Annotated in this window: 19 protein-coding genes and 2 tRNA genes; 8 read left to right on the forward strand and 13 right to left on the reverse strand. The window is 63.3% G+C overall.

The window, feature by feature from the left end; genetic code table 11:
- Positions 1-252: 252 nt before the first annotated feature.
- Positions 253-1,107 (reverse strand): polymer-forming cytoskeletal protein, encoded by an 855-nt coding sequence (locus GS429_RS10445; protein WP_328821338.1) that lies wholly within the window; start codon positions 1,105-1,107, stop codon positions 253-255.
- A gap of 218 nt (positions 1,108-1,325) precedes the next feature.
- Here GS429_RS10445 and GS429_RS10450 point away from each other — a divergent pair, with 218 nt between their 5' ends.
- Positions 1,326-1,523, forward strand: a complete 198-nt coding sequence (locus GS429_RS10450; RefSeq protein WP_160065305.1) for a DUF5800 family protein — start codon at positions 1,326-1,328, stop codon at positions 1,521-1,523.
- 107 nt (positions 1,524-1,630) lie between these two features.
- Here GS429_RS10450 and GS429_RS10455 read toward each other — a convergent pair whose 3' ends face one another.
- Positions 1,631-2,581 carry an AAA family ATPase gene (locus GS429_RS10455; protein WP_160065307.1) on the reverse strand — a complete coding sequence of 317 codons (951 nt, stop codon included), beginning with the start codon at positions 2,579-2,581 and terminating at the stop codon, positions 1,631-1,633.
- A gap of 116 nt (positions 2,582-2,697) precedes the next feature.
- On the opposite strand from GS429_RS10455, the gene GS429_RS10460 reads away from it, so the two are divergent.
- The 4 genes from GS429_RS10460 to GS429_RS10475 all read left to right on the forward strand — a co-directional run bounded on the left by GS429_RS10460 (position 2,698) and on the right by GS429_RS10475 (position 6,408).
- Positions 2,698-2,782 (forward strand) — tRNA-Ser (locus GS429_RS10460).
- A 285-nt stretch (positions 2,783-3,067) separates the two neighbouring features.
- Positions 3,068-4,255, forward strand: coding sequence for an MFS transporter (locus tag GS429_RS10465; RefSeq protein ID WP_328821339.1), 1,188 nt, complete (start codon positions 3,068-3,070; stop codon positions 4,253-4,255).
- Positions 4,256-4,430: 175 nt separating this feature from the next.
- On the forward strand, positions 4,431-6,065 hold the full coding sequence (locus GS429_RS10470; protein WP_160065309.1) for a 4Fe-4S ferredoxin N-terminal domain-containing protein: 1,635 nt from the start codon (positions 4,431-4,433) through the stop codon (positions 6,063-6,065).
- Between the two features lie 145 nt (positions 6,066-6,210).
- A complete protein-coding gene (locus tag GS429_RS10475; RefSeq protein WP_160065310.1) occupies positions 6,211-6,408 on the forward strand; it encodes a hypothetical protein in 198 nt (65 codons plus the stop codon).
- A gap of 139 nt (positions 6,409-6,547) precedes the next feature.
- Here the strand turns inward: GS429_RS10475 and GS429_RS10480 are convergent, their stop codons facing one another.
- On the reverse strand, positions 6,548-8,080 hold the full coding sequence (locus GS429_RS10480) for a (R)-citramalate synthase (RefSeq protein ID WP_160065311.1): 1,533 nt from the start codon (positions 8,078-8,080) through the stop codon (positions 6,548-6,550).
- A 270-nt stretch (positions 8,081-8,350) separates the two neighbouring features.
- On the opposite strand from GS429_RS10480, the gene hpt reads away from it, so the two are divergent.
- Positions 8,351-8,911: a hypoxanthine/guanine phosphoribosyltransferase gene (gene hpt / locus GS429_RS10485; RefSeq protein WP_160065312.1), complete on the forward strand. Its 561-nt coding sequence runs from the start codon at positions 8,351-8,353 to the stop codon at positions 8,909-8,911.
- Position 8,912: 1 nt separating this feature from the next.
- Here the strand turns inward: hpt and GS429_RS10490 are convergent, their stop codons facing one another.
- Positions 8,913-9,305 (reverse strand): DUF192 domain-containing protein, encoded by a 393-nt coding sequence (locus GS429_RS10490; protein ID WP_328821340.1) that lies wholly within the window; start codon positions 9,303-9,305, stop codon positions 8,913-8,915.
- A gap of 166 nt (positions 9,306-9,471) precedes the next feature.
- Positions 9,472-12,042, reverse strand: coding sequence for a methyl-accepting chemotaxis protein (locus GS429_RS10495; RefSeq protein ID WP_160065314.1), 2,571 nt, complete (start codon positions 12,040-12,042; stop codon positions 9,472-9,474).
- Between the two features lie 163 nt (positions 12,043-12,205).
- Between GS429_RS10495 and GS429_RS10500 the strand changes: the two genes are divergently transcribed.
- Positions 12,206-12,778, forward strand: a complete 573-nt coding sequence (locus tag GS429_RS10500; RefSeq protein WP_160065315.1) for a DUF7097 family protein — start codon at positions 12,206-12,208, stop codon at positions 12,776-12,778.
- Between the two features lie 15 nt (positions 12,779-12,793).
- On the opposite strand, the gene ppc is transcribed toward GS429_RS10500, so the two are convergent.
- The 3 genes from ppc to GS429_RS10515 form a co-directional block, all read right to left on the reverse strand.
- A complete protein-coding gene (gene ppc, locus GS429_RS10505) occupies positions 12,794-15,535 on the reverse strand; it encodes a phosphoenolpyruvate carboxylase (protein WP_160065316.1) in 2,742 nt (913 codons plus the stop codon).
- 481 nt (positions 15,536-16,016) lie between these two features.
- Positions 16,017-16,091: transfer RNA gene (locus GS429_RS10510), tRNA-Glu, on the reverse strand.
- A gap of 176 nt (positions 16,092-16,267) precedes the next feature.
- The gene (locus GS429_RS10515) at positions 16,268-17,587 is read right to left on the reverse strand and encodes a DUF7343 domain-containing protein (protein WP_160065317.1); all 1,320 of its coding nucleotides are present in this window, start codon (positions 17,585-17,587) and stop codon (positions 16,268-16,270) included.
- 283 nt (positions 17,588-17,870) lie between these two features.
- Between GS429_RS10515 and GS429_RS10520 the strand changes: the two genes are divergently transcribed.
- On the forward strand, positions 17,871-18,449 hold the full coding sequence (locus GS429_RS10520; protein WP_160065318.1) for an MBL fold metallo-hydrolase: 579 nt from the start codon (positions 17,871-17,873) through the stop codon (positions 18,447-18,449).
- Positions 18,450-18,466: 17 nt separating this feature from the next.
- On the opposite strand, the gene GS429_RS10525 is transcribed toward GS429_RS10520, so the two are convergent.
- The 5 genes from GS429_RS10525 to GS429_RS10545 form a co-directional block, all read right to left on the reverse strand.
- The gene (locus GS429_RS10525; RefSeq protein ID WP_328821342.1) at positions 18,467-19,552 is read right to left on the reverse strand and encodes an ABC transporter ATP-binding protein; all 1,086 of its coding nucleotides are present in this window, start codon (positions 19,550-19,552) and stop codon (positions 18,467-18,469) included.
- Entirely contained in the window at positions 19,549-21,450 is a 1,902-nt protein-coding gene (locus GS429_RS10530) for an ABC transporter permease (RefSeq protein WP_328821343.1), read from the reverse strand. Before GS429_RS10530 ends, GS429_RS10525 begins: the two co-directional genes overlap by 4 nt.
- 3 nt (positions 21,451-21,453) lie before the next feature.
- Entirely contained in the window at positions 21,454-22,590 is a 1,137-nt protein-coding gene (locus GS429_RS10535; protein WP_160065319.1) for a thiamine ABC transporter substrate-binding protein, read from the reverse strand.
- 212 nt (positions 22,591-22,802) lie between these two features.
- Positions 22,803-23,642, reverse strand: a complete 840-nt coding sequence (locus GS429_RS10540; RefSeq protein WP_160065320.1) for an ATPase — start codon at positions 23,640-23,642, stop codon at positions 22,803-22,805.
- The gene (locus tag GS429_RS10545; protein WP_160065321.1) at positions 23,639-23,905 is read right to left on the reverse strand and encodes a DUF5827 family protein; all 267 of its coding nucleotides are present in this window, start codon (positions 23,903-23,905) and stop codon (positions 23,639-23,641) included. Before GS429_RS10545 ends, GS429_RS10540 begins: the two co-directional genes overlap by 4 nt.
- Between the last annotated feature and the right edge of the window lie 7 nt (positions 23,906-23,912).

A 23,912-nucleotide genomic window follows, 5' to 3' on the forward strand; every position in this document is an offset into this window, starting at 1 on the left:
CGCAGTGTACGCGCTGTGCCGGCTATTAGTGCGAACCGGGACCTTAGTGCCGAGTAAAGGTTGGGTCGGTGACAGTGCTAGGGAAGAGACGGGAACTGTAGCAGGAACAGGTGCTGGGTCAGTAGCAGAAACACTAGTCAGTGCAGGATCCGGTCAGTAGCAGAAACAGTAACAGCAAGTCCCGAAAACGGTTGGTGCGTCTCGCCGATAGCCGTGCGCATTCGTCGCTCGCTCGTCCGCACTCGTCACGTATCACTCCGGGTCGCGATCGGTCGTCCCCATCGTAATCTCGCCGTCGGCGCGGATCGTCCCGTCGACTTCGGCCCCCGGGCCGAGTTCGAGGTCGGCACAGGAGACGTCGCCGAGGATGCGTGCGTTTTCCTCGATAACGACGTCGCCGTCGCGGGTAGTGAGATCGCCGTGGATCCGCGTCCCCTCACCGACGGAGATGTCGCCACGAGCGCGGAGGCTCCCGAAAATCGTCGTATCGGTGCCGACGTCGATCGTCTCGGCGCGGACGTTGCCATGGAGGCGGCAGTCGTCGCCGATCGTCGCGGGCGTCGAGACCCGCCAGGCGTCGTCGCTGACCGTCGCGTTTCGGGGAATAACGAGGGGTTCGACGTCGGCTTCCGCCTCCTCGTCGACGAGTTCTGAGACCAGCCGCTGGGCCGTCTGTTCCTCGCCGATGAGCAGGAGGTGTTTGAGGTAGACGAACAGGAAGACGATCGTCGGCATCGGATTCCGGATGACGATCCAGCCGTTCGCCTCGAACCCCTCCTCGATCTCGACGTCGTCGCCGATGTCTAGATCCCCGGCGACTTTCATCTCGCCGCCGACGTGGACGCGCTCGCCGATGTAGGCGTCCTGTCCGACGAGCACGTTCTCGGCGACGTCACACCACATGTCGAGGCGGCAGTCGCCTTCGGCTTCGATAGCGCCGCCGAACTCGACGCTCTCGCCGGCGAGGACGTTTCGACCGCGGACGCCGAACTCGACGGTCGACCGCGCGCCGACGAGGACGTCCCCGTCGGTTACGAGGTCGACTTCCTTGGCTTCCGTGCCGTCGGGGACGACCAATTCATCGAGCGGATCCGTACTGAGGGCCACACTTCGCCCCAAAGGCGTCATCCACTAATAAACCTCGCGCGTTGTCTGCCGCTCGTCTGACGCCCGTCACATCGGGTGGCAGTTACCGGTTACTCGTCGCCAATTGCTAACAACCAGTTGCCAGTCACCAACCACCAATCATCAGTTACCGACCCACGACCGCCAACTCACAGTCGCAGGTCGCCTCCCTTTTACTCCCCCACCTCGTAGCCCTGGGCATGACAACCCTCGCGTTCGACGACGACGGCGTCGATGTCGTCTACGAAGGCACCGAATTCCGACTCGAGAAAGAACTCATCGAGGAGGCAACGGAGAAGACGTACTACGACGTCACCGATCACGAAGTGCTCAAGATCGTCGCGGAACAGCCGAACCTTCAGGGGGAGCCGCGACGCGTCGGCGATATTATTGACTGACCAACTTACCGACTGATCGACTTATCGATTACTCGATTACTCGGCTACTTGGCTGTTTGACCGATCGACTACGGATCACGTCCGGCGGTCGGCCCCGCAACTCGCTCTCACTCGAGCGTCGGGACCGGAACCGACTCGAGAACGCTCTCGATGATTCGCTCCTTGTCGACCGCGTTGACCGTCGCGTCGGGAGTCAACACCAGCCGATGGGCCAGTACGGGCTTGGCAACGCGTTTGATATCGTCGGGCGTGACGTACTCCCGACCGGTGATAACGGCGTAGGCACGCACCGCCTCGAACAGTCGCTGTGTCCCGCGCGGTGAGACGCCGGTCTCGACGCGGCCGTCCGTTCGCGTCGACCGGGCCAGTGCGGCGATGTACTCGAGGAGGTCGTCGTCGATCCGGACCGTCTCGGGAGCCCGTCGCAGCGCACTGACTTCCTCCGGTTCGAGAACGGGTTCGACCGTCGGACTGGTCGTCTCGCGGCTGGCCCGCCGCCGGAGGAGTTCCACTTCGCCGGTTTCGTCCGGATACCCCATCGAGGTCTTGACGAGGAAGCGATCGACCTGCGCTTCGGGCAAGGGGAAGGTCCCCTCCTGTTCGACGGGATTCTGGGTTGCGATGACGAAGAACGGGTCCGGGAGCTGTCGGGTCTCGCCGTCGACCGTGACCTGTCCCTCCTCCATCGCCTCGAGCAGGGCGGCCTGTGTCTTCGGCGGCGCCCGGTTGATCTCGTCGGCCAGGACGATGTTGGCGAAGATGGGACCTTCGCTGAACTCGAACGCGCGGTCCTGCTCGTTGAAGATGTGCGTGCCGGTGACGTCCGCGGGCAACAGATCGGGCGTGAACTGAATGCGCGAAAACGAGAGGCCCAGTGCGGTCGCCACGGTGCGTGCCGTCAACGTCTTGCCGGTCCCTGGGACGTCCTCGAGCAGGACGTGGCCCCGACCGACGACCCCGACGAGGATCTCCTCGAGGAACGACCGGTCGCAGATGACGGCCTCGCTGACCGCCTCGATGATGGCCTCGCAGTCGACGGTGGCCTGCTGTTCGTTCATGGAAACGCCGTCGCCCTCTCGTGTCAAATTCGTTTCGTTCGAGCGGGACGAGACACCGTCACATTCGGCTCGAAAATCGAAACCGGTAAAAACGTTACACGGGTATATGCAGGTGAGCCGAGATAGCCTAGCCCGGCCAAGGCGGTAGATTCGAAATCTACTGTCCCCACGGACTCGGGAGTTCAAATCTCCCTCTCGGCGTTTTTCCACGAACCACATCGCCGAGCACCGCGTGGCGTGTGCTCGGAGTTCGTGAGCGGAGAACGCGGAACGGTGATTTGAACGAGACCGAGGTTCTGTGCCGCAGGCGCAGGTTCTCGGGCGTTATTCAAATCTCCCTCTCGGCGTTTTTTCGACGAGCGACGCTGACGAGCGCGGCGAGTCGGTGCCATTACAGTGCTCACAGCTTCGCTGTGACTCGAGTTCGGAACCCGCCAACTCGGGCGAATCAGAACCCTTTCCATCGCACATAGTCGAGTGTCTGCCGTGCGTACCGATCGGGCGGAACGCCCCGACAGTTACCGTAGCTGGGTCGTAGCGAGTATCGGCGCCGTAGCGATGGTGTTCACCTTCGGAACGCCGATGTCGTACGGCATCTTTCGGGACCCGTTCAGTGACGCCTTCGGGATCTCGCCGATCGTCCTCTCCGGCGTGTTCGCCGTCATGCTCTTTACGTTCTTTATCGGCTCCGGACTTATCGGCGTCTTCGGCACACGGTACCGGGCTCGAGCGATATTGCTCGTTTGCGGGCTCGCGACGGCTGTACTGGCCCCCGCGCTGTATTTTACCGGATCGGTCGTCGGGCTGACCGTCGTGTTCGCCGCCCTCGGACTCGCATCGGGGACGGTCTACGTCCTCGTCGCGTCGATCGTGCCGCGCTGGTTCGAGAGCCGTCGCGGTGCGGCGACCGGACTCATCTTCGTCGGGAACGGGCTCGGTCTGTTCGTGCTTCCGCCCGTCTGGCAGGTCGCGCTGACGGAGTTCGGCGTTCGCCGCGGCTTTCTCGGGATTATTTCGATAACGACGGTCGCGTTTCTGCTGGCCGGGGTCGTTTGTCGACGGCCGCGATGGGCCAAACAATCGACCGCGACCGCCGACGAACTGTTCGAGTGGCTCGCTCGACTGGGCGGAACGCGAACGTTCCAGTTACTGTTCGTCGGGATGGCGCTCTCGTTCGCCTGGTACCAGTTGCTGGCCGCGTACGCCGTCGATCTGTTCGCCGCTCGCGGACTGACGGCGGCCGGCGCCTCGGCCGCGTTCGGCCTGATCGGCGGCGTCAGCATCATTTCGCGGATCGGAAGCGGCTATCTCGCGGACACCATCGGTTCGCGACGAGCGTTCCTCGGATCGCTCGTCTCTGCGACCGTCGGTATCGCTCTCCTGTTCGTGCCCGGCGTCTCGACGCTCCCGGTCGCGATTTTTCTGATCGGACTCGGACTGGGCGGCTCCGCGACGCTCTACATCCCGCTTCTCATGACTATTTATTCGCCCGAGAAGGACACCGCTATCGTCGGCCTATTCAACGTCGCGATCGGCATCACCGCGCTGGCGATGCCACCGCTCGGCACGGCGAGCGTCGCGTACACTGACGGCTTTACGGTCGCAATCTCCCTGACGTTCCTCGCGACCGCCGTCGGAATCTGGACTATCGCCGCCGGAACGTCCGGATCGTAAGCGGGTCTTCTCGGGATTCGTATCCGCGAACGGCGTCAAGAGCGGACGCGGTCCGCAACGGTTGTCATTCGCAAGCACACTGTTTATCGAAGTAGCTCTGAAACGTTCCATGGTAATAGATAACAATGTGCGTAGTGCAGGTTCGAGTCACCGTCGCTTGGGGTGACAGTGGACGATGAGCTCCAACGATGGGGGAGACCGCGAGGACACGTTCCATCCGCTCGGCGAGGAGTGGCAGGACGGCCTCGAGAAGGAGCTCGAGGAAACCGAGTACGATACCGAACTCGGCCTCGAAATGGCCAGAGACGCGATGCGGCTCTCGAAGGGCGAACTCTCGGAGGAGGCGTTTTACGATCGGTATCACGAGGACGTCCTCGAGGAGTTCGGCGAGGACAGTCGGCCGATGGCCGACGAGATCGAAACGGCCAGAGAGAAGGGACGGCTCGAGGAAACGATCTCGAAAATCGGCGACGAGGAGTCGCGCCGCGAGATGATGAAGAAGATGGGCGGTGCGGGAGCCGTCGGACTCGGCGCGTGGGGGACGGTAGAGAGCCAACGGGACGATGATGAACCGGCGGGTGCCGTGTTCGCCCAGGACCAGGAAGCGGACGAACCGGACGATACGGACGAGGACGGCACCCAGTGGGGGATGGCGCTCGACCTCGAACACTGCGACGGCTGTCTCTCCTGTGTCGTGGCCTGTGCGGAGGAACACAGCTGGGACCAGGGAGCGAACTGGATGTACGTGCTCGCGTACGACGACGATACCGTTTCGTCGCCGGATCCCGACGACTACGAGTCCACGGAAGACTTCGAGTATCTGATCCGACCCTGCCAGCACTGTACCGACGCCCCCTGTGAGAAAGTTTGTCCGACGACGGCCCGTCACACCCGAGATTCGGACGGCCTCGTCCTGACCGATTACGACGTCTGTATCGGCTGTCGGTACTGTCAGGTTGCCTGTCCCTACGGCGTCAACTATTTCCAGTGGGAGGAACCGGAGATCGGCGAAGACGAACTCGAGGACGGACACGTCTACGACGCACGCGACCGGCCGGTCGGTGCTCGCGGTCCGCGAGGCGTCATGGAGAAGTGTACGTTCTGTGCGACCCGTCAGGACGGACAACAGGGCGAGGAACAGGTCGGCACGACCGCCTGCGAGGACGCCTGTCCGCCGGAAGTGATCCAGTTCGGGGATATGAACAACCCAAACAGTGATCCACAGCGGTATATCGACAACACGGCCAAGAGCCGAACGCTCGTCCGCATCGAGGGAGGGCTTCCGTCAGTCGAGGACGTCGAAGAGGCACTCGAGGACGAAGACGAGGATATCGATGCCGTCGTCGACGCTGTCGAGGGAGTCGACGAGGACACGATCGCTCTCCTGCTGGCGATCGGTATTCTGAGCGACGACGATCAACTCGAGAGCGACGAGAACAGTTCGCTGGTCGCACAGGAGGTGACCGCACTCGAACTCCTGGCGGTTCTCGAGGACCACGGTCTCGAGTTCGACGAGGAGCTATTGATCGAACTCGAACTCGCCGAAGCGCCCGACGAGGACGAAGATGAGGAGTTCGACGGGCCGAGCGAGGACCTCGCACAGGAACGGCTCGAGGAGTTCGCCGGCGATCCGGAATCGAGTTTCAAACTCCTCGACGATATCGGGACGGATCCGAACGTCGTGTATCTCGGCAACCAACCCGGATCGGGAGCCCATCAGGTTCCGGGACCGGTCGCCTACGACGAGGTCGGCCAGACGGACAATCGAAAGGACGTCCTCGACGAGGGAACCGTCGATCTCAACTTCTGATAGGCTGCCGGCGTTCGACGGTCGGTTATCGGTACCCAGTACACGGTGACCGGTGACCGGTTGCCGACGATCGCTACCGAACGACAACGTAGGTTCGTACGAGACGACCCGTCGCTTTCATATCGACTGAAACGAACGGTCGAGTATGGATGTTCGTCAGCGGTTGATCGTCGGGAGTCTCTGGATCGGGGTCGCGGCGTTGATGGCGATCACGCTCGAACCGGGCCTGCCGTCGACGGTGAGCGAAATCGCGCGACTGTTCGTCGTCGTGGTCGCCCTGTTTCTCGCCGGCGTGTATCTATTCAATCCCCGGGACGTACTCGATCGGTACAAGATTCAGTGATCGGCACCGCGACGGTGATCGATGCGGTGCGGTGACAACGTCGCCCGGTCCGAAAAACGGCTACGATAACGGTTACGGTGCGGCTGTGTCGCTACCGGCGCCTCGAAAGAATTAGAGGATACAGCAACAGCAAACCGTATCAGTCGTCCGCCGGCGCCAGCGGCTGCTCGTCGGACGCGAGCAACCGATCGAGCGCGTCGACCATCGCCTCGACGCTGGCGCGCGTAATGTCGGCTTCGCTGCGGGCGACGGTGACCGAGCGGTCGTTTCGAACCATCGTTACCTCGACGGTGACGACGGCGTCGGTGCCGCCGGTCACGGCGTCGACGTGATAGGACTCGAGTTCCGCATCCGCCATCGAGCCCAGGGCTTCACGCACCGCTGAGACGGCGGCGTCGACGGGGCCGGAGCCGGTCCCGCTCGCGACCCGTTCCTCGCCGCCGACGTCGAGTCGGATACTCGCGGTCGGAACGGCACCGCCGCTCGTGGCCGTTAGGTCGAGCAGTTCGACCGTACGTTCGCGGTCGTCGCCGGTGACGTCCTCGGCGATTGCCAGCAGGTCGGCGTCCGTGACCCGACGGCCGCGGTCGCCGAGTTCGGTGACGCGATTTGCGACCGTTGCGACCTCGTCGTCGGTCGCCTCGACGTCGTGTTCCTCGAGCGTCGCCTTGACGCCCGCCCGTCCTGTGTGTTTGCCGAGTGCGAGGCGGCGTTCGCGACCGACCGTCTCGGGCGCGTACGGTTCGTACATCTTGTCGTCCTTGAGCGTCCCGTCGGTGTGGATGCCGCTCTCGTGGGTGAAGGCGTTCTCGCCGATAACGGCCTTGTTCGGCGGCAGTTGGACGCCAGTCGCTCGAGAGACGATCTGGGACAGATCGTACAGTTCAGTGAGTTCGAGCGTATCGACGTCGTAGACGTGGGCGAGCGCGATCGCGACTTCCTCGAGGGCCACGTTCCCGGCGCGTTCGCCGAGGCCGTTGACGGTGCAGTGAACCAGGTCCGCGCCGGCGGAGACGGCCGAGAGCGCGTTCGCGACGCCCAGTCCGAGATCGTCGTGGGTGTGGGCGCTGACCGGCCCGAGTTCGGCGAGCCGGGACACCGCTTCAGCGGTGCGCTCGGGCCCGGTATGGCCGACGGTGTCGGCGAAACAGACCCGGTCGGCACCGGCATCGAGGGCGGTCCCCATGAGGGCCTCGAGATAGTCGAGATCGGCCCGGGAGCCGTCCTCGCCGATGACTTCGATCCAGAGGTCGTGATCGGCGGCGTACTCGACGAGTTCGGCGGTTTTTTCGAGATTATCCTCGCGAGAGGTACCGACCTTGCCCTCGACGTGTCGATCGCTCGAGGGGACCACGAGGTGGATGCCGTCGACGTCACAGTCGAGTGCGAGGTCGATATCGGTTTGCATCCCGCGACAGAAACTGGTGACGCGGGCGTCGAGATCGAGGTCGGTAACGCGGGAGATTGCCTGGCGTTCACCCGCGCCGGTACAGGCGCTTCCCGCCTCGATGGTGGAGACGCCTGCTCGCTCTAACGCGCGAGCGATTTCGACTTTCTCGTCGGGTGACAGCGAGACACCCGGTGCTTGCTCGCCGTCGCGAAGCGTCGTATCGAGAAGGCGGACTGTACGGTCGGATTGAATCGTCTGCTCGGCGGAGTGAGTTACAGGCAAGAGTGATGAACTGCGATTAGTTTGGTCGCGGAATTTCACGCCCAGCCGGGTTGCCCCGACTTCCTCTATCCTCGGACTCCGGCGTTGAGAAGGAATCTCGTGCCATTGTATGTCACCTTATCGAATCAGGGCGACTTAACTCCGCCGGTCACGGTATGATCTGCGCGACGTGTCGATCGGGTTACAGCCGAATCGAGATCGGATCCGAGACCTAAACCACACGCTCGACCCGAACGACCTTCCATCTCCCCGCCGTAGCAGTCCTCGAGCATGGACCCTACCTTGGAGCCGCTCGCGCGATCACTCCGCGAGGCGCCGGTCGTCGACCGCGACGGGTACGAGTACTTCGTCCACGGCGTTACCGACGGCGTACCGCCGGTCGAACCGGCGGTGTTGCAGGCGGTCGCCGACGGTATCACGGCCCGGATCGATCTCGAGTCCGTCGACAAACTCGTCGCCCCCGAAGCGATGGGAATTCATCACGGAACGGCGCTTTCGCTCGCGAGCGACATTCCGATGGCCGTCGTTCGAAAGCGATCCTACGGGTTTCCGGACGAGGTCGCCGTCCACCAGGAAACCAGTTACGGTGAGAGCGAACTCTACCTGAACGGCGTCGACGCGGGCGATCGAGTGGTGCTGGTCGACGACGTCCTCTCGTCGGGCGGCACGATCGAAGCGGTCTGTGACGCACTCGAAGCCGCCGAGGCCGAACTCGTCGACATCGTCGTCGTTCTCCGGCGGGTCGACGCCGACCACGAGTCGGTTTCCCGTGACGTGACGAGTTTACTCGACGTTCGGGTCCGGGACGGGGCAGTCGAAGTCCTCGAGTAACTCACGGCGATTCGAGGACGAGCCGATCACCCGGTTCAACATCCGCTGCAGTGCCGGCCGGGAGTTCGACGAGCAAGTCACACTCCTCGCGGGCGAACCCGCGCCACGGCCGGAGCCGTTCGACTCGCTGGACGACACCGTCGGCGATCCAGACGGCGTCGATGGGGAAGAAAACGAACAGCATGTGGACGTCTCGAGGCTTGGCCGTATCGAATCGAAACGCGAGGGCGTAGTCGTCGGGCAACGATCGGCGAAACATCAGCCCGCGAGTCTGGCTCAGGATGGCGTCTGCGATATCGACGTTCGTCGCCAGCACGTCGCCGCGACCCGCCGGAGCGGTATTCGTTTTCGAATCAGTGTCGCGTTCGGCAGCCGAGTAGTGAACCAGACGCACGCCCTCGAGTCGGAAGGCTGGGAGCAAAAATCTTCCCGCCGGGATCGAACGCAACGTCGGCGGATACTCGTAGTTTTCGCGCTCGAGACTGCGGTGTGCGGGCTATCGATTGGGTGCGAAAAAAGTTCGACGTCAGTCGCTATCCGAACGGGCCGTCGGATTCGGCTTACTCGCCGAAGGAGAACGTCTCGTCGGTAGCCTCCTGTGGGTCGCCGTCGTCGTCGTTGGCGTCCTCGTCACCACCGTTGTCGTCACCGTCGTCGGCGGCTAGCTCGGCCTCGTCGTCAGCGGGCGCCACAACAGTATTCTCGTTCGTCGCTGGAGCGACGTCCTCATCGTCCGACTCGGAAACCTCACCGGCGACGGCGGGTTCGGCGACGGGCTCAGCCGAGTCGATGTCGACGGCCGACGCGTTCTCGTCGGCGTCGGCGTCGGTCTCGAACCGGTCGAGCGCTTCCGAAAGCGTCACCGCTTGCTGGGAGAGATCGTCTGCCGACGACGATACCTCCGTCAGTGCGGACGTCTGCTCCTCGGCGGAGGCAGCGACGTTCTCGGCCTCGGCGGTCGTTTCCTCGGAAATCGTCGCAACCTCGTCGACCATCGCAACGGCCTCCTGAGTGGAGGCCGCCTGCTCTTCGGTCGCGGCCGAGATCGACTGCACGCCGTCGTTCGTCTTCTGGGCGTACTCCGCGATCTCCTCGAGCGCCGAACCGGCGTTCGTGACGAGTTCGTTGACCTGTTCGATCTCCTCGCTCGTCCGGTCGACTTCCTCGGCCGACCGATCGGTCTGTTCCTGGATCTGCTCGAGACGGTTGCTGATCTCGTCAGTGGCCGACTTTACGTCCTGGGAGAGTTCCTTGACTTCGGCCGCGACGGCGGCGAACCCGCCGTCGTCGTTTCCGGACGAGGATCTGGATGCCTCGATGTTGGCGTTGAGTGCGAGCATATTGGTTTGCTCGGCGATCTCGGCAACCCGATCGATCAGGTCGTCGACCTGCCCGACCTCGTCGCGGAGTTGCTCGAACTCCTCGACGACGGCATCCCGCTCCTCTTCGAGTTGCTCACAGGCTTCGATAGCTTCCTGGAGCTGCTCGCGACCGTCGCGGCCGGTTTGTGCGGTTCGCTCGGCGACGTCGGCGACCTCGTTCGAGGAGGCGGCGATCTCTTCGGTCGTCGTCGAGAGATTGTTCATCTCCGAGTCGACCGCCCGCAGCGACTCGTACTGATTCTCTGCACCGTCGGAAATCTCCTGAATCGACTCGCTGACCTGCTTCGAGGCCGATCGAACTTCTTCGCTCGAGGCGGTGACCTGTTCGCTGGCGATAGCGACCTCGGTCGCGAACTGGTTGAGGTTCTCGACGGTTGCCTCGATCTCGCTGAGCATCTCGTTGAAGTCCGTCGCGATCGTTTGCATCGTGTCGTTGTCCGACGCCTCGGGATCCATCCGAACGGTGAGATCGCCGTTCGCGGCGTCTTCCATGACGCCGCAGTACGTCGTCGCGGCCTGCTGGAGTTCCTCGTTGATCTCCTGGACGCGCTCGCGTTCGCGTTCGGCCTCCGCTCTCGCCTCTTCGGCCTCGGTGATCTGTTGTTTCAGTTCGCTCTGCATCGAGTCGAAGCCGCCGTAGAGGCGGCCGATGTTGTCGATGCGTTTGGTTTCGAAGTCCACGTTGAGATCACCCTCTTCCATCTGGCCGACTTTTCTGGTCAGGCGGTCGATCGACGCCGCCGTGTTGCGGCCGATCACGGCACCGATAAGGCCGATCAGCAAGACGCCACCCGCCGTAGCCATGTTCCCGTACTGGTTGACCGTGTTGACGAACCCGTATGCATCGTCGCTCGAGGTGTGGACCAGAACGGTCCACCCCATCTCGGTCGCGTGATACGCGGCGACGTACTCGTCGGCGTCGAAGTTATACGGCTCCTCGCTGATCACCGATGCCGGTGCGGCCTCGAACGTCATCGAGCCGGAATGCGACGCGTTCTCGGATGCGAGTGCGGTAGTCAGGAGTTCGTGGTCTTCGTCGTAGGAAGTCAAGAACGTGCTGTCGACGAAGTCGTTGGAGAGCGCATCCGAACCGGTTCCGGTGATCGTGTCGTCGAGGACGATCTGTCCGTCACGGTCGACCGCGAGCGTCACCGACTCACCCTCGACGCCGAAGTTAGACATCATGTCCTCGAGGGCGAACGTCATCACGATGGCCGTGTCGTCAGAGCCGCTCGTACTGATGTAGTACGCGACGACGGGCGTTCCGTCGGTAACGTAGGCCTCCGTTCGCTCGACGCTATCGGCTCGAGCCGATTCGATCTGGTCCGAGTCGGGGAATCCGGTATCCTCGAGCGTGTCGACGTCACTTGCCGTCGTGGCGATCAGTTCGTTGGTTTCCTGATCGGCGTAATGGATCGATTCGACCTGGCCCGACAGCTCGAGTTGGAGCGAGGTTACGTACGATTGAATTTCGTCGTCATCACCCGATTCGACGACCGGTGTATTGGACGTACTCGCGGTTCGGCGTTCGTTCTGTTCGTTCCAGTTGTCGATGATGTTCGCTTGCTGACCAGCGATCGCTTGCTGATCTTCGAGTGTATTTTCTTCGACACTATCTGTGATCTGTGCCGTTGCAACGAAGCCGATTGCGCCTACTGAGAGACCCAGTAATAACAGCGCAATACCAAACTTCATGGCGTAACTTCGCCGAATGAATGATGGGACAATCCCCCTGACTGTATCGAGCATTAACATGGACAAGTTACGTATATTTAAAAAATCTTCCCGTTTCAGCTAGTATACCGACACGTCAAGCCCTTTAATTTTGACACGTGACTTCGAGAACGGTGTCCCTCGCGGGAACGTGCTCGGAGGATTCAAACGGACGCGACCCGAAAGGCGGACAGCAGGCATGGAGAAAACGCCACAGGGAACGTCGGTCGGCGTCGACGATCCCTACGAGTTCGCGGGCGTCTGCGATCATCTGACCGGCGAGGGACAGTGTCGGTACGCCTTCGACCACTACGAACACGATCCCGAGTTCGCCCGCGAGCGTGCCCGAGACGACTACGACTGTCCCGTCGTCGATCCCGAAACCGACTGGTCGTGGATGGACTGTCCGCACTTTCGTTCGTGCAACCACGACCGCGAGTGCGTTCGCTGCGGCCTCGAAGAAAAGCGGATGGCTCACGACGACGAACGGCCGCTCCTCGAGGAACACCATCTCTCCTACGCTCGAGACGGGACGGAACTCTCCCACGAGATCACGGTCTATCTCTGCCGCTGGTGTCACAGCAAAGTCCACCGTTCGTGGGCGCGGATCACCGACGACGCGGCCCCGGATACGGGCGCGATCGCCGCGCTCGAGGAGCGCCGAGGCCGAGAGGACGACGAACTGGGATTCGAATCGGCTGCGGAGCGGTACGAGCGGAGCGACGACGAGGACGACAACGAGGGCGATGGCGGAAGGCGCGATCAACGATAGGAGAGGGCGACCGCCTCAGCCCGTATTCTTCATTCCGGCCGCGACCCCCTTGACGGTCAATCGAAGCGTTCGCTCCTCGATATCAGTTCGGTGGGTTTGGTTGAGCAGGTAGACCTGCAGAAGGTTCAACGGATCGACGTAGGGGTTGCGCCGCGCCAGGTTTTCGCCGAGCCAGTCCCGGGTGTGCAGACGGTCCCGCTGTCCGATCTCGGTGATCAGTTCCGTCGCCCGTTCGTACTCCTCGGTCACCCGCGGGAAGAATCGGTTCCGGAGGTCTTCGTCCGCCAGATCTGCGTACTGCTGGGCGATCTCGAGTTCGGTTCGGGACAGCGAGAGCGCGGCGTTGTCGAGCGTGGTCCGGAAGAACGGCCACTCCTCGTACATCCGTTGCAGGGTCTTTATCGATCCGCCGTCCTCTCGCGGCTCGTCGCCGCTCGAGTCTCCCGAGGAGCGTGACTCCTCGCCCTCCAGGTACGCCTCGAGTCCCGTCGCAAGCGCGTACCAGCCCGGGAGGATACACCGCGACTGGGTCCACGAGAACACCCACGGGATAGCGCGCAGGTCCTCGACGGTCCGCTCGCCGCTGCGCGAGGCGGGCCGCGAGCCCAGGTCGAGATCTTCGATGACGGTGATCGGCGTCGCCTGCTCGAAGTACTGGACGAACCCGTCGCTCTCGAGGAGGTCGCGATACTCCTCCCGAGCGGCGTCGGCCATGGTCTCCATCGCGTCGGTCCACTCCTCGCGGACGTCCTCTTCGGGCTGGTCCGTCGCGTGCAGTCGCGCCCGAAGCTGTGCGTTGAGCATCTGTTCGATGTTTCGCTCGGCGATTCGAGGGTTGGCGTACTTCTCCGCGATCGCCTCGCCCTGTTCGGTGAACTTCACCTGTCCCGTTACGGTGCTGTTCGGCAGCGCGAGCAGCGCCTCGTTCATCGGTCCGCCGCCCCGCGAAATCGAGCCGCCGCGGCCGTGGAACAGCCGCATCGTCACGTCGTGGTCGTCACAGATCTCGCCCAGCCGACGCTGGTTCTTGTACAGCGACCAGTTCGCCGCGAGGAAGCCGTTCTCCTTGTTCGAGTCCGAGTAGCCCAGCATGATCTCCTGGGTTCGGCCGCGGGCCTCGAGGGCCTGCGTATAGGCCTCGTTTTCGAACAGCGTGCCCATGATCCGGCGGGCACCCGAGAGCGCGTACTCGGTCTCGAGCAGCGGTACGATGTCGAGTCCGCAGTGTTCGGGCAGGGAAACCACCCCGGACTGATCGGCGAGGAAGAGCACCTCGAGGACGTGACTTGGCTCCTCGGTCATCGAGATCGCGTAGGTGTCGATAGCGTGGACGCCGTACTCGGTCTGCCAGTCGCCGAGGCTATCGAACAGTTCGAGGACGCGCGCTGATTCCGCCGAGAGGTCCGCCGTTTCGTCGAGGTCGATAACCGGCTGGTCCTGCAGAATGCTCTCCGTTAGCAACTCGGTGCGCTCGTCTTCGGTCAGACTGTGGTAGTCGATCCCCTCGCTTTCGAGAGCCTCCGCGATGGCGTCGGTGTGTTTCTGCTGGTGTTCGCGCAGGTCGAGACTCGCGAGTGAGAAGCCGAAGGTGGCGACCTGTCGCCGAATCGGGTCGACGTGGGCTTCAACGACGCTTTCGGCGCCGTTGTTCCGCAGGCTCGTGGCGATGATCTCGAGGTCCTCGAGCAGTTCGTCGACGTTGTCGTAACCGCCCGGACGCACGTCGCCGACCCGCTGCAGCCGTTCGCGCATGAGCTTGAGCTTCTGGCGATAGGGTTCGTCGGGGTATCGCTCCTCGGCGGTTCGAGCGCTCCCCGGAAGTCGTTCCTGATCCTCCTCGAGCGTCGCCTCGAACGCGGAGCCGGAATCGATCCGACTTCCGTCCTGACTCAGGACTCCCGAGAGGCGCTTGAGTTCGTCGCGATACTGCTCCAGGACGACCGAGCGCTGGCGTTCGAGCGTGTTCGCGGTGACCTCGGGGGTCACGTAGGGGTTGCCGTCCCGGTCGCTGCCCGCCCACGATCGGAACTCGAACAGTTTCGGGATATCGATGTCGCCCGCGACCTCCTCGTCGATCGCATCGGCGAGTTCGTCGTAGACTTCGCCGACGACGTCGAACAGCGTGTTCTCGAGGTACCACTGAACGTTTCGCGCCTCGTCTTCGGGTTCGGGCTGGCGGTTGCGGACCTGCGGCGTCTGCCAGAGGCTCGTCACTTCGGCGTCGATATCCCGCCAGACCTGCCCCTCCTCTTTGTCGGTCAACAGCCGTTCGTCCAGGGTCTCGAGTTGCGTCGAGATCGTCCGCAGCTTCGATTTGACCGTCTTGCGTCGGGCCTCCGTCGGGTGGGCCGTGAACGTGGGCTCGATCAAGACGTCGTCTAGCACCTGCTTGACGGTGTCGACGTCGCTGTTGCCCAGCTCTTCGGCCGCCGTTTCGAGGCTGTCCTCGAGCGTCCCCTCGTGAGAGGCCGTCCGGATCGTGCGGACCCGCTCGCGCTCTTCGGCGAGGTTGATCAGTTCGAAGTAGGTGGTAAACGCGCGAGCGACGATCCGCTGTTGGTGTGGCGACAGCCCGCGGAGCTGCGTGGCAAGTGGCTCGCGAGAGTCGAGGTCGCCCGACCGGTAATCGATCGCGGCCCGTCGACACGATTCGACCGTGTCAAACGCCCGTCGAGAGGTCTGGTCCTCGAGGACGTCACCCAGCAACGCACCGAGTTCCCTGACGTCCTGGCGAACCGCTCTGTTGTGTAGTTGCATACCGTGATCGTACGGCTTCAACGTCAAAAATCCCCGTGTAGACAGACTGTTCTCTACGATCATCGTTTTCCGTGATAGTTACTGGTGGTTGATCGGAGAAGCCCGGGCTGGACGACTCGCTCCTCGAGGGAGTAGAGCGAACGCGACCGCTCGAGGCACTGTCCGGCTTACTCCTCTGGAATTAGTATTCAACACCGAGTAAGACTTTCGTAAATATTGCACCTAACCGACGTTGGGTTTCGGGACCACCGTCTAAGATCAGGAACGATAATGAGGAAACGCTCGAGAGGCACCGAAGGCTGCTGGCTGGTGCGCGCGGACGGTGTCGGCCGAATGCGCGTCTGAACGTCGCCGGATATCACGAACGATAATCGTCAACTACCGGCTACTCTGCGGTCGATAACTCCGCGAAGAACGGCGGGGTCGTCTACAAACCATAGAGCGTGCGCTCCCGTCTACGTTACGCCGTTCCGCAAAAGAGTGCTCCGACTGGGATTTGAACCCAGGTCATTACCGTGAGAGGGTAATATGATTGGCCGGACTACACCATCGGAGCGGGCGTTGTCTGCATTCAATGGTTGCGCGGTACGATGTTTAAGGATTCCGTTTCGACGCAGGAGTGTCGTTCAGTACCACGGATCTGGCCGCGTCGAGACTATTCCACCGCGGACGGGGATCCGCCGTTTGCAAGTGGCCAGGAGAATGTCCGCGGCTCGACGCCGGTGGTGACCGTTACTCGTCGAACGGCGACTTCGTGGCCTCGGGTTCGAATCCTTCGAGACTGATGATGTTCTCACGACCCACGCGGAGTTTGCTGATGGTTCCCGCTTCTTCCATATCCGAGAGGAGCATGCTAACCTTGGATTTCGACCAGCCGGTTTCCTGGACGATGTTGACCTGCTTCATCCGGCCGCCGTTCTCGCGGATGAGTTTGACGACCCGGTCTTCGTCAGTGAGCAGTTCGTCGGTGGGAAGCGGATCCGACTCGGCGTCCTCACCGGCTACCGAATCAGCGTCGGACGGTGGGTTCGCTTCCGACGCGGGTTCGTCCGAGTCGGCGGCGTGAGCGGCATTCCGTCTCTCGTTTTCGCCGTCGTCTCCGTCGGTCCCAGTCCGTTGGCGTCGATACCAGAGGGCACCAACGGCGAGTCCCAGCGCGAGGATAACGCCCGCGGCGAGATACCACGGCGTCTCGCCACCGTTGACGATCGTCGAGACCGACCCCGTAGTCTCGCCGCCGTTCGACGCCTCGCTCTGAACGAAGACGGCTCGCGGATTGCCGGCGAGGAACTGCTGTTCACCGCTCCAGCGAACCGAATCGGCGTTTTCGAGCGATTCTCTCGAGTGCTGTGCTTCGGCTTCGGGTTCGACGCGGTCGAACGTGAGGCCGTCGCCGGCCTCGAAAACGATCGACTGATCGGGGCCGAGGTAGATGTCCTGGAAGACATCCCCGGCGTCGACGGTGTCGTCCTCGACGACCGCGAACTCCTCCCAGAGGAAGGACATTTCGACGATCCCTCGCGTTCCGAACTGCTCTTCGATGGTCGCCGATCGGTTGAAGTTCGTCGCCGCCATCTCTCGGTCGGTCAGTTCGGCACCGCTCTCGGTCATCGCCTCGGCCTGACTGGTAAATCGATCGTACAGTTCGGTTTCTTCCGATTCGAACTCCTCGGCGAACTCTTCGAACGCCTCGCGGTCGTCCGATTCGGAGTCGTTATCGGTACCGAACCGCCGATCGTGTCTGAACGTCCACGTCGCACTGCCGTTCTCGTGGACGGTAATTTCGAACGTCGTCGTATCAAACTCCTGTGAAGAGATGCCGATCGAATCGAACGCCGCCGATTCCCGGGTTACTTGCTGGTGGGTTCCAGTGAACGGTTGCGTCTGCGTGTACGCGTACGTGTCCGTCTCCGTCTCCGCCGCCGTCTGCTGGGGGTGATCCACGGCGGGTCCATCGCCTCCGGTGTCGGCGAACGCCATCGGAACGCCGAGAGCGGCGATGGAAACGACGACGATAAAGACGACCACACCGACGGAGACCGACCGGTTCATTCGTCTACCACTACGTGCCGGAGCTAAAAATGCTTGTGAATACCGGAACGGCGATGCCACCGAGTACTTCGACGGCCTGTGAGCCGAATACGTCGCGTCTGTGCGGGTATTCTGCCAGAAACCGTTTTGATGTTATCTAATCATCAGTTCCAACAACTTGTCATATTACGCCGAAAATTCCGGCGCTTCGGGTTCGCCGTCCCGGTACGGCGTCGTTCCGTCTCGAGTCGTCCCTTCGACCCGTGTCGATACGCACAAACCAGTCGACGGCGTATCGTCGGCCATGATCGCCAATCTCGCGCAGGGCGTACACGCATTCACGAGCAACGTCTATCTCGTCGACGGCGAGCGAACCGTCGTCGTCGATCCGGGGGCGAACTTCGACGCCGTCGCGGCCGTCCGCGAGCGGGTCGACGACATCGACGCCGTCATCCTGACCCACACCCACCCCGATCACGTCGGTAACCTCGAGGCCGTCAAAGACGCCTTCGATGTCGACGCATGGGGGTACGACACCTCGATCGACGGCGTCGACCACGCGATCGAAGACGAGGAAACGGTCCAACTCGGCGATCACGAGTACGTCGCTCTCCACACGCCGGGCCACAAGGACGACCACCTCTGTTTTTACTCGGCCGACGCCGGCGTCCTCTTCGCGGGCGATCTCGTTTTCCAGAACGGGAGCTTCGGCCGCACGGACCTCGAGGAAGGGGATCGAGGAACACTCGTCGAGAGCATCGATCGCGTCCTCGAGCAGATCGACCCGGAGCTCGCGGAACTGCATACGGGCCACGGGCCGAGCGTCACGAGCGAGCCGTACGACCACGTCGAACTCTCCTCGCGGATGGCTCGCCAGGCCTGATCGCGCCCGAACAGTCTTCACCCACCGTTCAGAACGTGTGCGTCTTCGGGCGCGAATCCGACGGTCACGGTCGCGTCTTTCTCGGACTCGAGAACCTCTCCGAGTTGCAACACGATCGGCACGTCGTTCCACTGCCCGTACGCGCGCACGCTCTCGCCGCGGAACTCGCTCGTCTCGAGGTTTACGGCGAACCGGTTTTGGTCGACGGCTCGGGAGAGATCGGCCGGTCGCACGCAGAAGCTGATCCGTTCTCGTTCTTGTTCTTGTGCCGACCCGTCGAAACCCACACCCGGCGGCAGATCGAACGTCGTCCCGGCGACGTCGACCCGCGTCCGTTCGGCGTCTCGAGCGCGGACGGTCCCGTCGAAGACGTTGTTATCTCCGACAAACTCGGCGACGAACCGCGTCTCCGGTTCGTGATAGATCGTCCGCGGCGTCGCGATCTGTTCGATCTCACCGTCGTTCATCACCGCGAGGCGATCCGAGAGCGCCAGCGCCTCGTCCTGATCGTGGGTGACGTAGACGGTCGTGATCTCGAGTGTCGACTGAATCCGTTTGAGCTGTCGCCGAAGCGACTCCCGAAGCCGGGCGTCGAGGGCGCTCATCGGCTCGTCGAGCAGGAGCAGGTCGGGTTCGGGTGCGAGCGCCCGGGCGAGCGCGACGCGCTGTTGTTGGCCGCCCGAGAGCTGGTCGGGGTTTCGCCCGCCCATCCCCTCGAGATCGACCAGCTCGAGGAGTTCGTCGACTCGTTCGTCGACGCCCGTTCCGTCCGGCGGTTCCCGGAACTGAAGGCCGTAACCGACGTTTTCGGCGACGGTCATGTGCGGAAAGAGCCCGTAACTCTGGAAGACGACGCCGACGTCGCGCCGTTCGGGAGCCACGCCGATCATCGACTCGCCGTCGAAGGAGACGACGCCTTTGCTGGGGGCTTCAAAGCCCGCGATGGTGCGGAGCGTGGTCGTCTTCCCACAGCCCGAGGGGCCGACGAGGGTGAAGAACTCGCCGTCCCGAACGGTCAGGTCGACGTCCTGCAGCGCGGCCGCTCCGTCGTCCCTGCCGGTTCCGTAGCGCTTCGAAACGCCCTCGAGTCGAAGCTCGGTCACAGCTCGTACCTCCCGCCGACGCGGTCGATGACGACGAAACTGGCGGCCGTCACGAGCAACAGCAGCGTTCCCATGGCGATCGCCGGTCCGGAGCGACGACCCAGGTAGCGTTCGACCGCGACGGGCATGGTGTAGCTCTCGCTGCCGCTCGCCAAAATCACCGTCGAAGAGAACTCGCCGATCGAGATGGCGAAGGCGAAGGCCGCGCCGGCGACGATGCCGTTGGCGACCAGCGGGAGTTCGACGTCGACGAGCGCCCGAAACCGGGACGCGCCGAGCGCGCGGGCGGACTCGACCATCGCCGGGTCGAGATTCGAAAGCAGCGGCGAGACGTTTCGCGTCACGAACGGGTAGGCCGCGACCGCGTGGGCGATGACGATGGCGACTGCGCCCGTGATCTGGAGCCGCCAGCCCCCCGGCAGGGAAATCCCGAAGACCAGCCCCTGCAAGAGCCCGATTCCGAAGACGATGCCACTGACGGCGAGCGGAAGCATCGCGAGCGTATCGATGATCGTCCCGCTGCGGCCCGTTCGGGCCGTCAGCACCGAGATGACAACTCCCATCGGAACCGCAACCGCGAGGGTCGCGACGCCGAACAACAGCGAGTTCCGGATCGCCGGCAACGGCAGCGTCTGGAAGCTCGCACCCTCGAGTTGGCGCTCGAGCAAGAACGCGTAGTTCCGGAGGGTGAATCCGGTGCCGTCGGTGAAACTACCGACGACGAGACTCGCCATCGGTCCGACGAAGAGAACGAGCGCGACGAGGCCGTAGCCACAGATCGCCAGCCGTCGCGGCGAAAGGGCCGTCCGCAGGTCGGGAAACAGCGCCTCCTTCGGCGGCGGCGACGGCGCTTGGGAGAAGCCCGACTGTACCGACTCGTAGCGCAGATAGGCGTATGTCAGCCCCAGCGAGAGGATCGTCTCGAGGATCGCGAGCGTGGCGGCTTCGGCGTAGTCGAGTCGCTGGATGCGGTCGTAGATCCAGACTTCGACGGTCGCAAGCTGGAGTCCGCCGAGGGCGAGCACGATGGGGAACGTCATGAACGTGAAGATGAAGGTGAGCAACGCGCCGGTGAGGACCGCGGGCGCGAGCTGTGGCACGACGATATCCCGGAAGGCGCGTCGCTCGCTCGCCCCGAGGCTGCGGGCGGTTTCGACCGTCCGGGTGTCGACGGACTCCCAGGCGGCGACGGTGAGCCTGGCGACCAGCGGCGCGTTGTAGAACGCGTGGGCGAGGATGACGATCGTCAGCGGACTCGTCTCGATGAAGGCGAACGGACCGAGCCCGGCGACGCCGAGAATACCGTTGAGCGTCCCCGCGCGGCCAAACATGGCGTAGAAGCCGACCGCGACCATGATGCCCGGCAGGACGAACGGGAGGATCGTCAGCGACCGCAGCGTCCGCCGACCGTAGAACTCGTAATTGGCGAGGATGTACGCGGCTGGCAGGCCGAGCGCGACGCTCGCGAGCGTCGACAGTGCGGCCTGATAGGCCGTAAAGCCGAACAGCCCCTGCCGGACCCCGGGCGTATCGACGGCGAGCCACGGCACGGGGACGTCGATCCCGGGAATCGGGTACTCGAGGGACAGCGAGATCGACACCGCGGCGAGCCAGCCGGCCAGCGAGCCGAGGTGGGTACCGACGGCGAGCGGGTCCGCGAAGACGTCCGCGAGGACGCCGAAATAAAAGGGATCCGTCAGGACCGCAGCGAAGTGGCCGAGCGTCGGGACGCCCTCGTCGACGACGGCCTCGACGAAGACGACGCCGACGGGGAGGTACAACATGACGGCGAGGATGCCCGCCGTCACGAGCGCGGTCAGCCGGATGGCGTTGCGCTCGAGCCAGGCGCGGATGCGACCGGCTCCCGAAGCGATACGACCCGGACGGGAACGGGACACGGGTTAGTGGCCGGCCATCTGCTGGGCCCAGTCGTCGACCCACTCGTCGAGGTTACCCCGAAGGTCGTCGTAGCCGACGGTCACGGCCTCCGGCGGCACGTGTGCGTACTGGTCAAAGTCGTCGTCCAGGTCGACGTACTCGTCTTCGACGGCGGGGAACTGGACGTTTCGCTGGGCGATCTCCGCCTGCGGTTCGTTCGAGAGAACGAAGTCGAAGAAGTCGTAGGCGAGACCCACGTTAGAAGCGTCCTCGAAGATTGCCATTCCTTCGGGGTTGGCATAGCCCTGGTCGTTCGGGAACGCGATCTGGTGGCGCGTGAGATCGTTCCCTTCCGCGCTCGCGAACACCTGATCGGTCGAGTAGGAGACGACCATCGGTCGCTCCGCTTCCATGTACGCGCCGTAGTAGGACTCGGTCCAGTCCTCGAGGGTTCGAACGCCGTTTTCGGCGAGCTCCTCCCAGTAGTCGAGGTAGCCGTCCTCGCCGAAGGCGTCGATCGTCCACAGCAAGAACGCCTGTCCGGGATCGGACGTCTGTGCGTTCTGGGCGAGGAGCGCGTCTTCGTACTCCGACGCCGTCAGGTCGTCGAAGGTCTCGGGCTCGTCGATCTCGCTCTCGTCGTAGACGAGGCTGATGTAACCCGTATCGTAGGGCAGCACGCGGTCGTGTGGGTCTCCCATATCGAGCCCGTCGCGGACGCGATCCGATCGCTCGATCTGGTCTCGGTCGAGTTCGCGGAAGAGACCGCCGTCCTCGAGGTTGTCGTCGACGCGCACGAGATCGTCGATATTCAGCCCGAGATAGACGTCGGGCTCGATGTCGCGATCTTGAGACGCGCTATCGATGTACTGGTTGATTCCCTGGCTGGGAAGCTGTTCCCACTCGATTTCGGCGTCGGGATGTTCGTCCTCGAACGCCTCTTTGAGCCACGGCCCCGCCGGATTCTCGCCGTCGATCATCGACTCGTAGGTGACGACGGTCAGCGTGTTGTCGTCTGTTTCCTCGCTTCCGCTTCCGTTTCCGTTTCCGCTTCCGTTTCCATTTCCGTTTTCATCGTCATCACCGTCTTGGGTCAGGCAACCGGCCAACCCGAGTGTCGCTCCACCACTAACAGCGCCGAGAAACGTTCGTCGTCTCATTACACGGTTGTTCCACTGGGTAGTCTTAACCACTGTGATCGATGGTCGATGGGAATCGTCGCCCTTGCTGCCGATTTCTCCACTCCGATGGTGCAAAGAAGAACACGGCGGCGAGAACGATTCTATCGTCCGCCGAATCGCGTACAAACCGGCTGTAAACAGACCGAACGTTCGAGGCGAAATCGAAGCGGTCGTACGATGCTGTCTCTCTATCACACCCGACTCGCCGCATCCAGCAACGCGTCGTAGGCGGCGTCGTACGCTCGAGCGGTCCGTGCGGGGTCCTCCCGCTCGTCGCTGCCGAGCGCCGGCAGCCGAATCCGCGCGATCGGATCGAGATACTCGAGGACGTCCGGGACGCGTTTCTCGAGGGCCCCGTCTTTCGGGCTCGAGCTGGCGATTTCGCAGGCCCGACAGTAGCGATCGCCGGGGTAGATCTGCGCTCGAGCCGGTTCGACGACCGCGACGGCGCTGATCGCCGCGGGATCGAGCGACTGAAGCGGTCGGGCGATGTCGCTGTAGGATTCGACGACGGCGACCTCGGTCGATTCGATCTCGGCCGCGACCCGCTCGAACGCGGGGACGTACCGCCGTTCGGCGAGGTCGTTAAATTCGTCGACTGTTTCGACCGGAATCGCGTCCTCGAGCGGGAGCGAATCGGCGACCGCGTCGGGGATGTCGGCGGTGGCGTTGCGGACGAACGTCGGATCGGGGCCGTCGTCTTCCGGGCGGCCCACGCGGTCGACGAGAAACTCGCGGTCGGCCCGGCCGAGGAGGCCGGTTCCGCCGCCGGGTGTGGGCTGCCACAGCCGATGAACTGGATTGAGCGCTTCCGGCTCGCGGCCGCGCTTCTCCGCTCGCGCGAGCCGTTCGGCGTCCTTCCCGTAGAGTCGTCCGTCGGCGAGCGCCCGCTCGCAGTCGTCGTGGTCGAACCAGTAGTCGTTGCCCGCACGCGGTTTGTAGCCGACCGCGCCGGTGCGTTCGAGCAGGCCGGTCGAGAACGTGGTCTTGCCGGCGTCGACGCGATCGGCACCGACCACGAGGAGGATCATTCTTTCAGACCGTAGCGAGCGGGTTCGTCGTCAGTTCGCGGCTCTGCGATGACGAGGTCGTCGGCGTTCATAATGACCCACGGAATCGTCCAGTCGAGCAGGACGCGCTCGGTCCCCTGATCGATCTCCGCGTCCGGCTCGAGATCCTGCATGAGACGGGCGATCTCGTAGACGGTGTACATCTGATCGTCCTCGAGAAGCTCTTCGGGCGTGTAGAAGTCACAGTCGGGGAGACTGTCGAACTCGGATTTTGGAACGGGCATCTTTCGA

This window comes from Natronorubrum halalkaliphilum, assembly GCF_009834785.1.
GTDB lineage: Archaea > Halobacteriota > Halobacteria > Halobacteriales > Natrialbaceae > Natronorubrum > Natronorubrum halalkaliphilum.

Excerpts from the sequence above, each read along its gene's own strand:
- GS429_RS10535 (WP_160065319.1), bottom strand. The coding sequence starts at position 22,590 with ATGAGACGACGAACGTTTCTCGGCGCTGTTAGTGGTGGAGCGACACTC.
- GS429_RS10455 (WP_160065307.1), bottom strand. The coding sequence starts at position 2,581 with ATGAACGAACAGCAGGCCACCGTCGACTGCGAGGCCATCATCGAGGCG.
- GS429_RS10545 (WP_160065321.1), bottom strand. The coding sequence starts at position 23,905 with ATGCCCGTTCCAAAATCCGAGTTCGACAGTCTCCCCGACTGTGACTTC.
- GS429_RS10515 (WP_160065317.1), bottom strand. The coding sequence starts at position 17,587 with ATGAACCGGTCGGTCTCCGTCGGTGTGGTCGTCTTTATCGTCGTCGTT.
- GS429_RS10495 (WP_160065314.1), bottom strand. The coding sequence starts at position 12,042 with ATGCTCGATACAGTCAGGGGGATTGTCCCATCATTCATTCGGCGAAGT.
- hpt (WP_160065312.1), top strand. The coding sequence starts at position 8,351 with ATGGACCCTACCTTGGAGCCGCTCGCGCGATCACTCCGCGAGGCGCCG.
- GS429_RS10500 (WP_160065315.1), top strand. The coding sequence starts at position 12,206 with ATGGAGAAAACGCCACAGGGAACGTCGGTCGGCGTCGACGATCCCTAC.
- GS429_RS10470 (WP_160065309.1), top strand. The coding sequence starts at position 4,431 with ATGAGCTCCAACGATGGGGGAGACCGCGAGGACACGTTCCATCCGCTC.
- GS429_RS10540 (WP_160065320.1), bottom strand. The coding sequence starts at position 23,642 with ATGATCCTCCTCGTGGTCGGTGCCGATCGCGTCGACGCCGGCAAGACC.
- ppc (WP_160065316.1), bottom strand. The coding sequence starts at position 15,535 with ATGCAACTACACAACAGAGCGGTTCGCCAGGACGTCAGGGAACTCGGT.
- GS429_RS10475 (WP_160065310.1), top strand. The coding sequence starts at position 6,211 with ATGGATGTTCGTCAGCGGTTGATCGTCGGGAGTCTCTGGATCGGGGTC.
- GS429_RS10450 (WP_160065305.1), top strand. The coding sequence starts at position 1,326 with ATGACAACCCTCGCGTTCGACGACGACGGCGTCGATGTCGTCTACGAA.
- GS429_RS10520 (WP_160065318.1), top strand. The coding sequence starts at position 17,871 with ATGATCGCCAATCTCGCGCAGGGCGTACACGCATTCACGAGCAACGTC.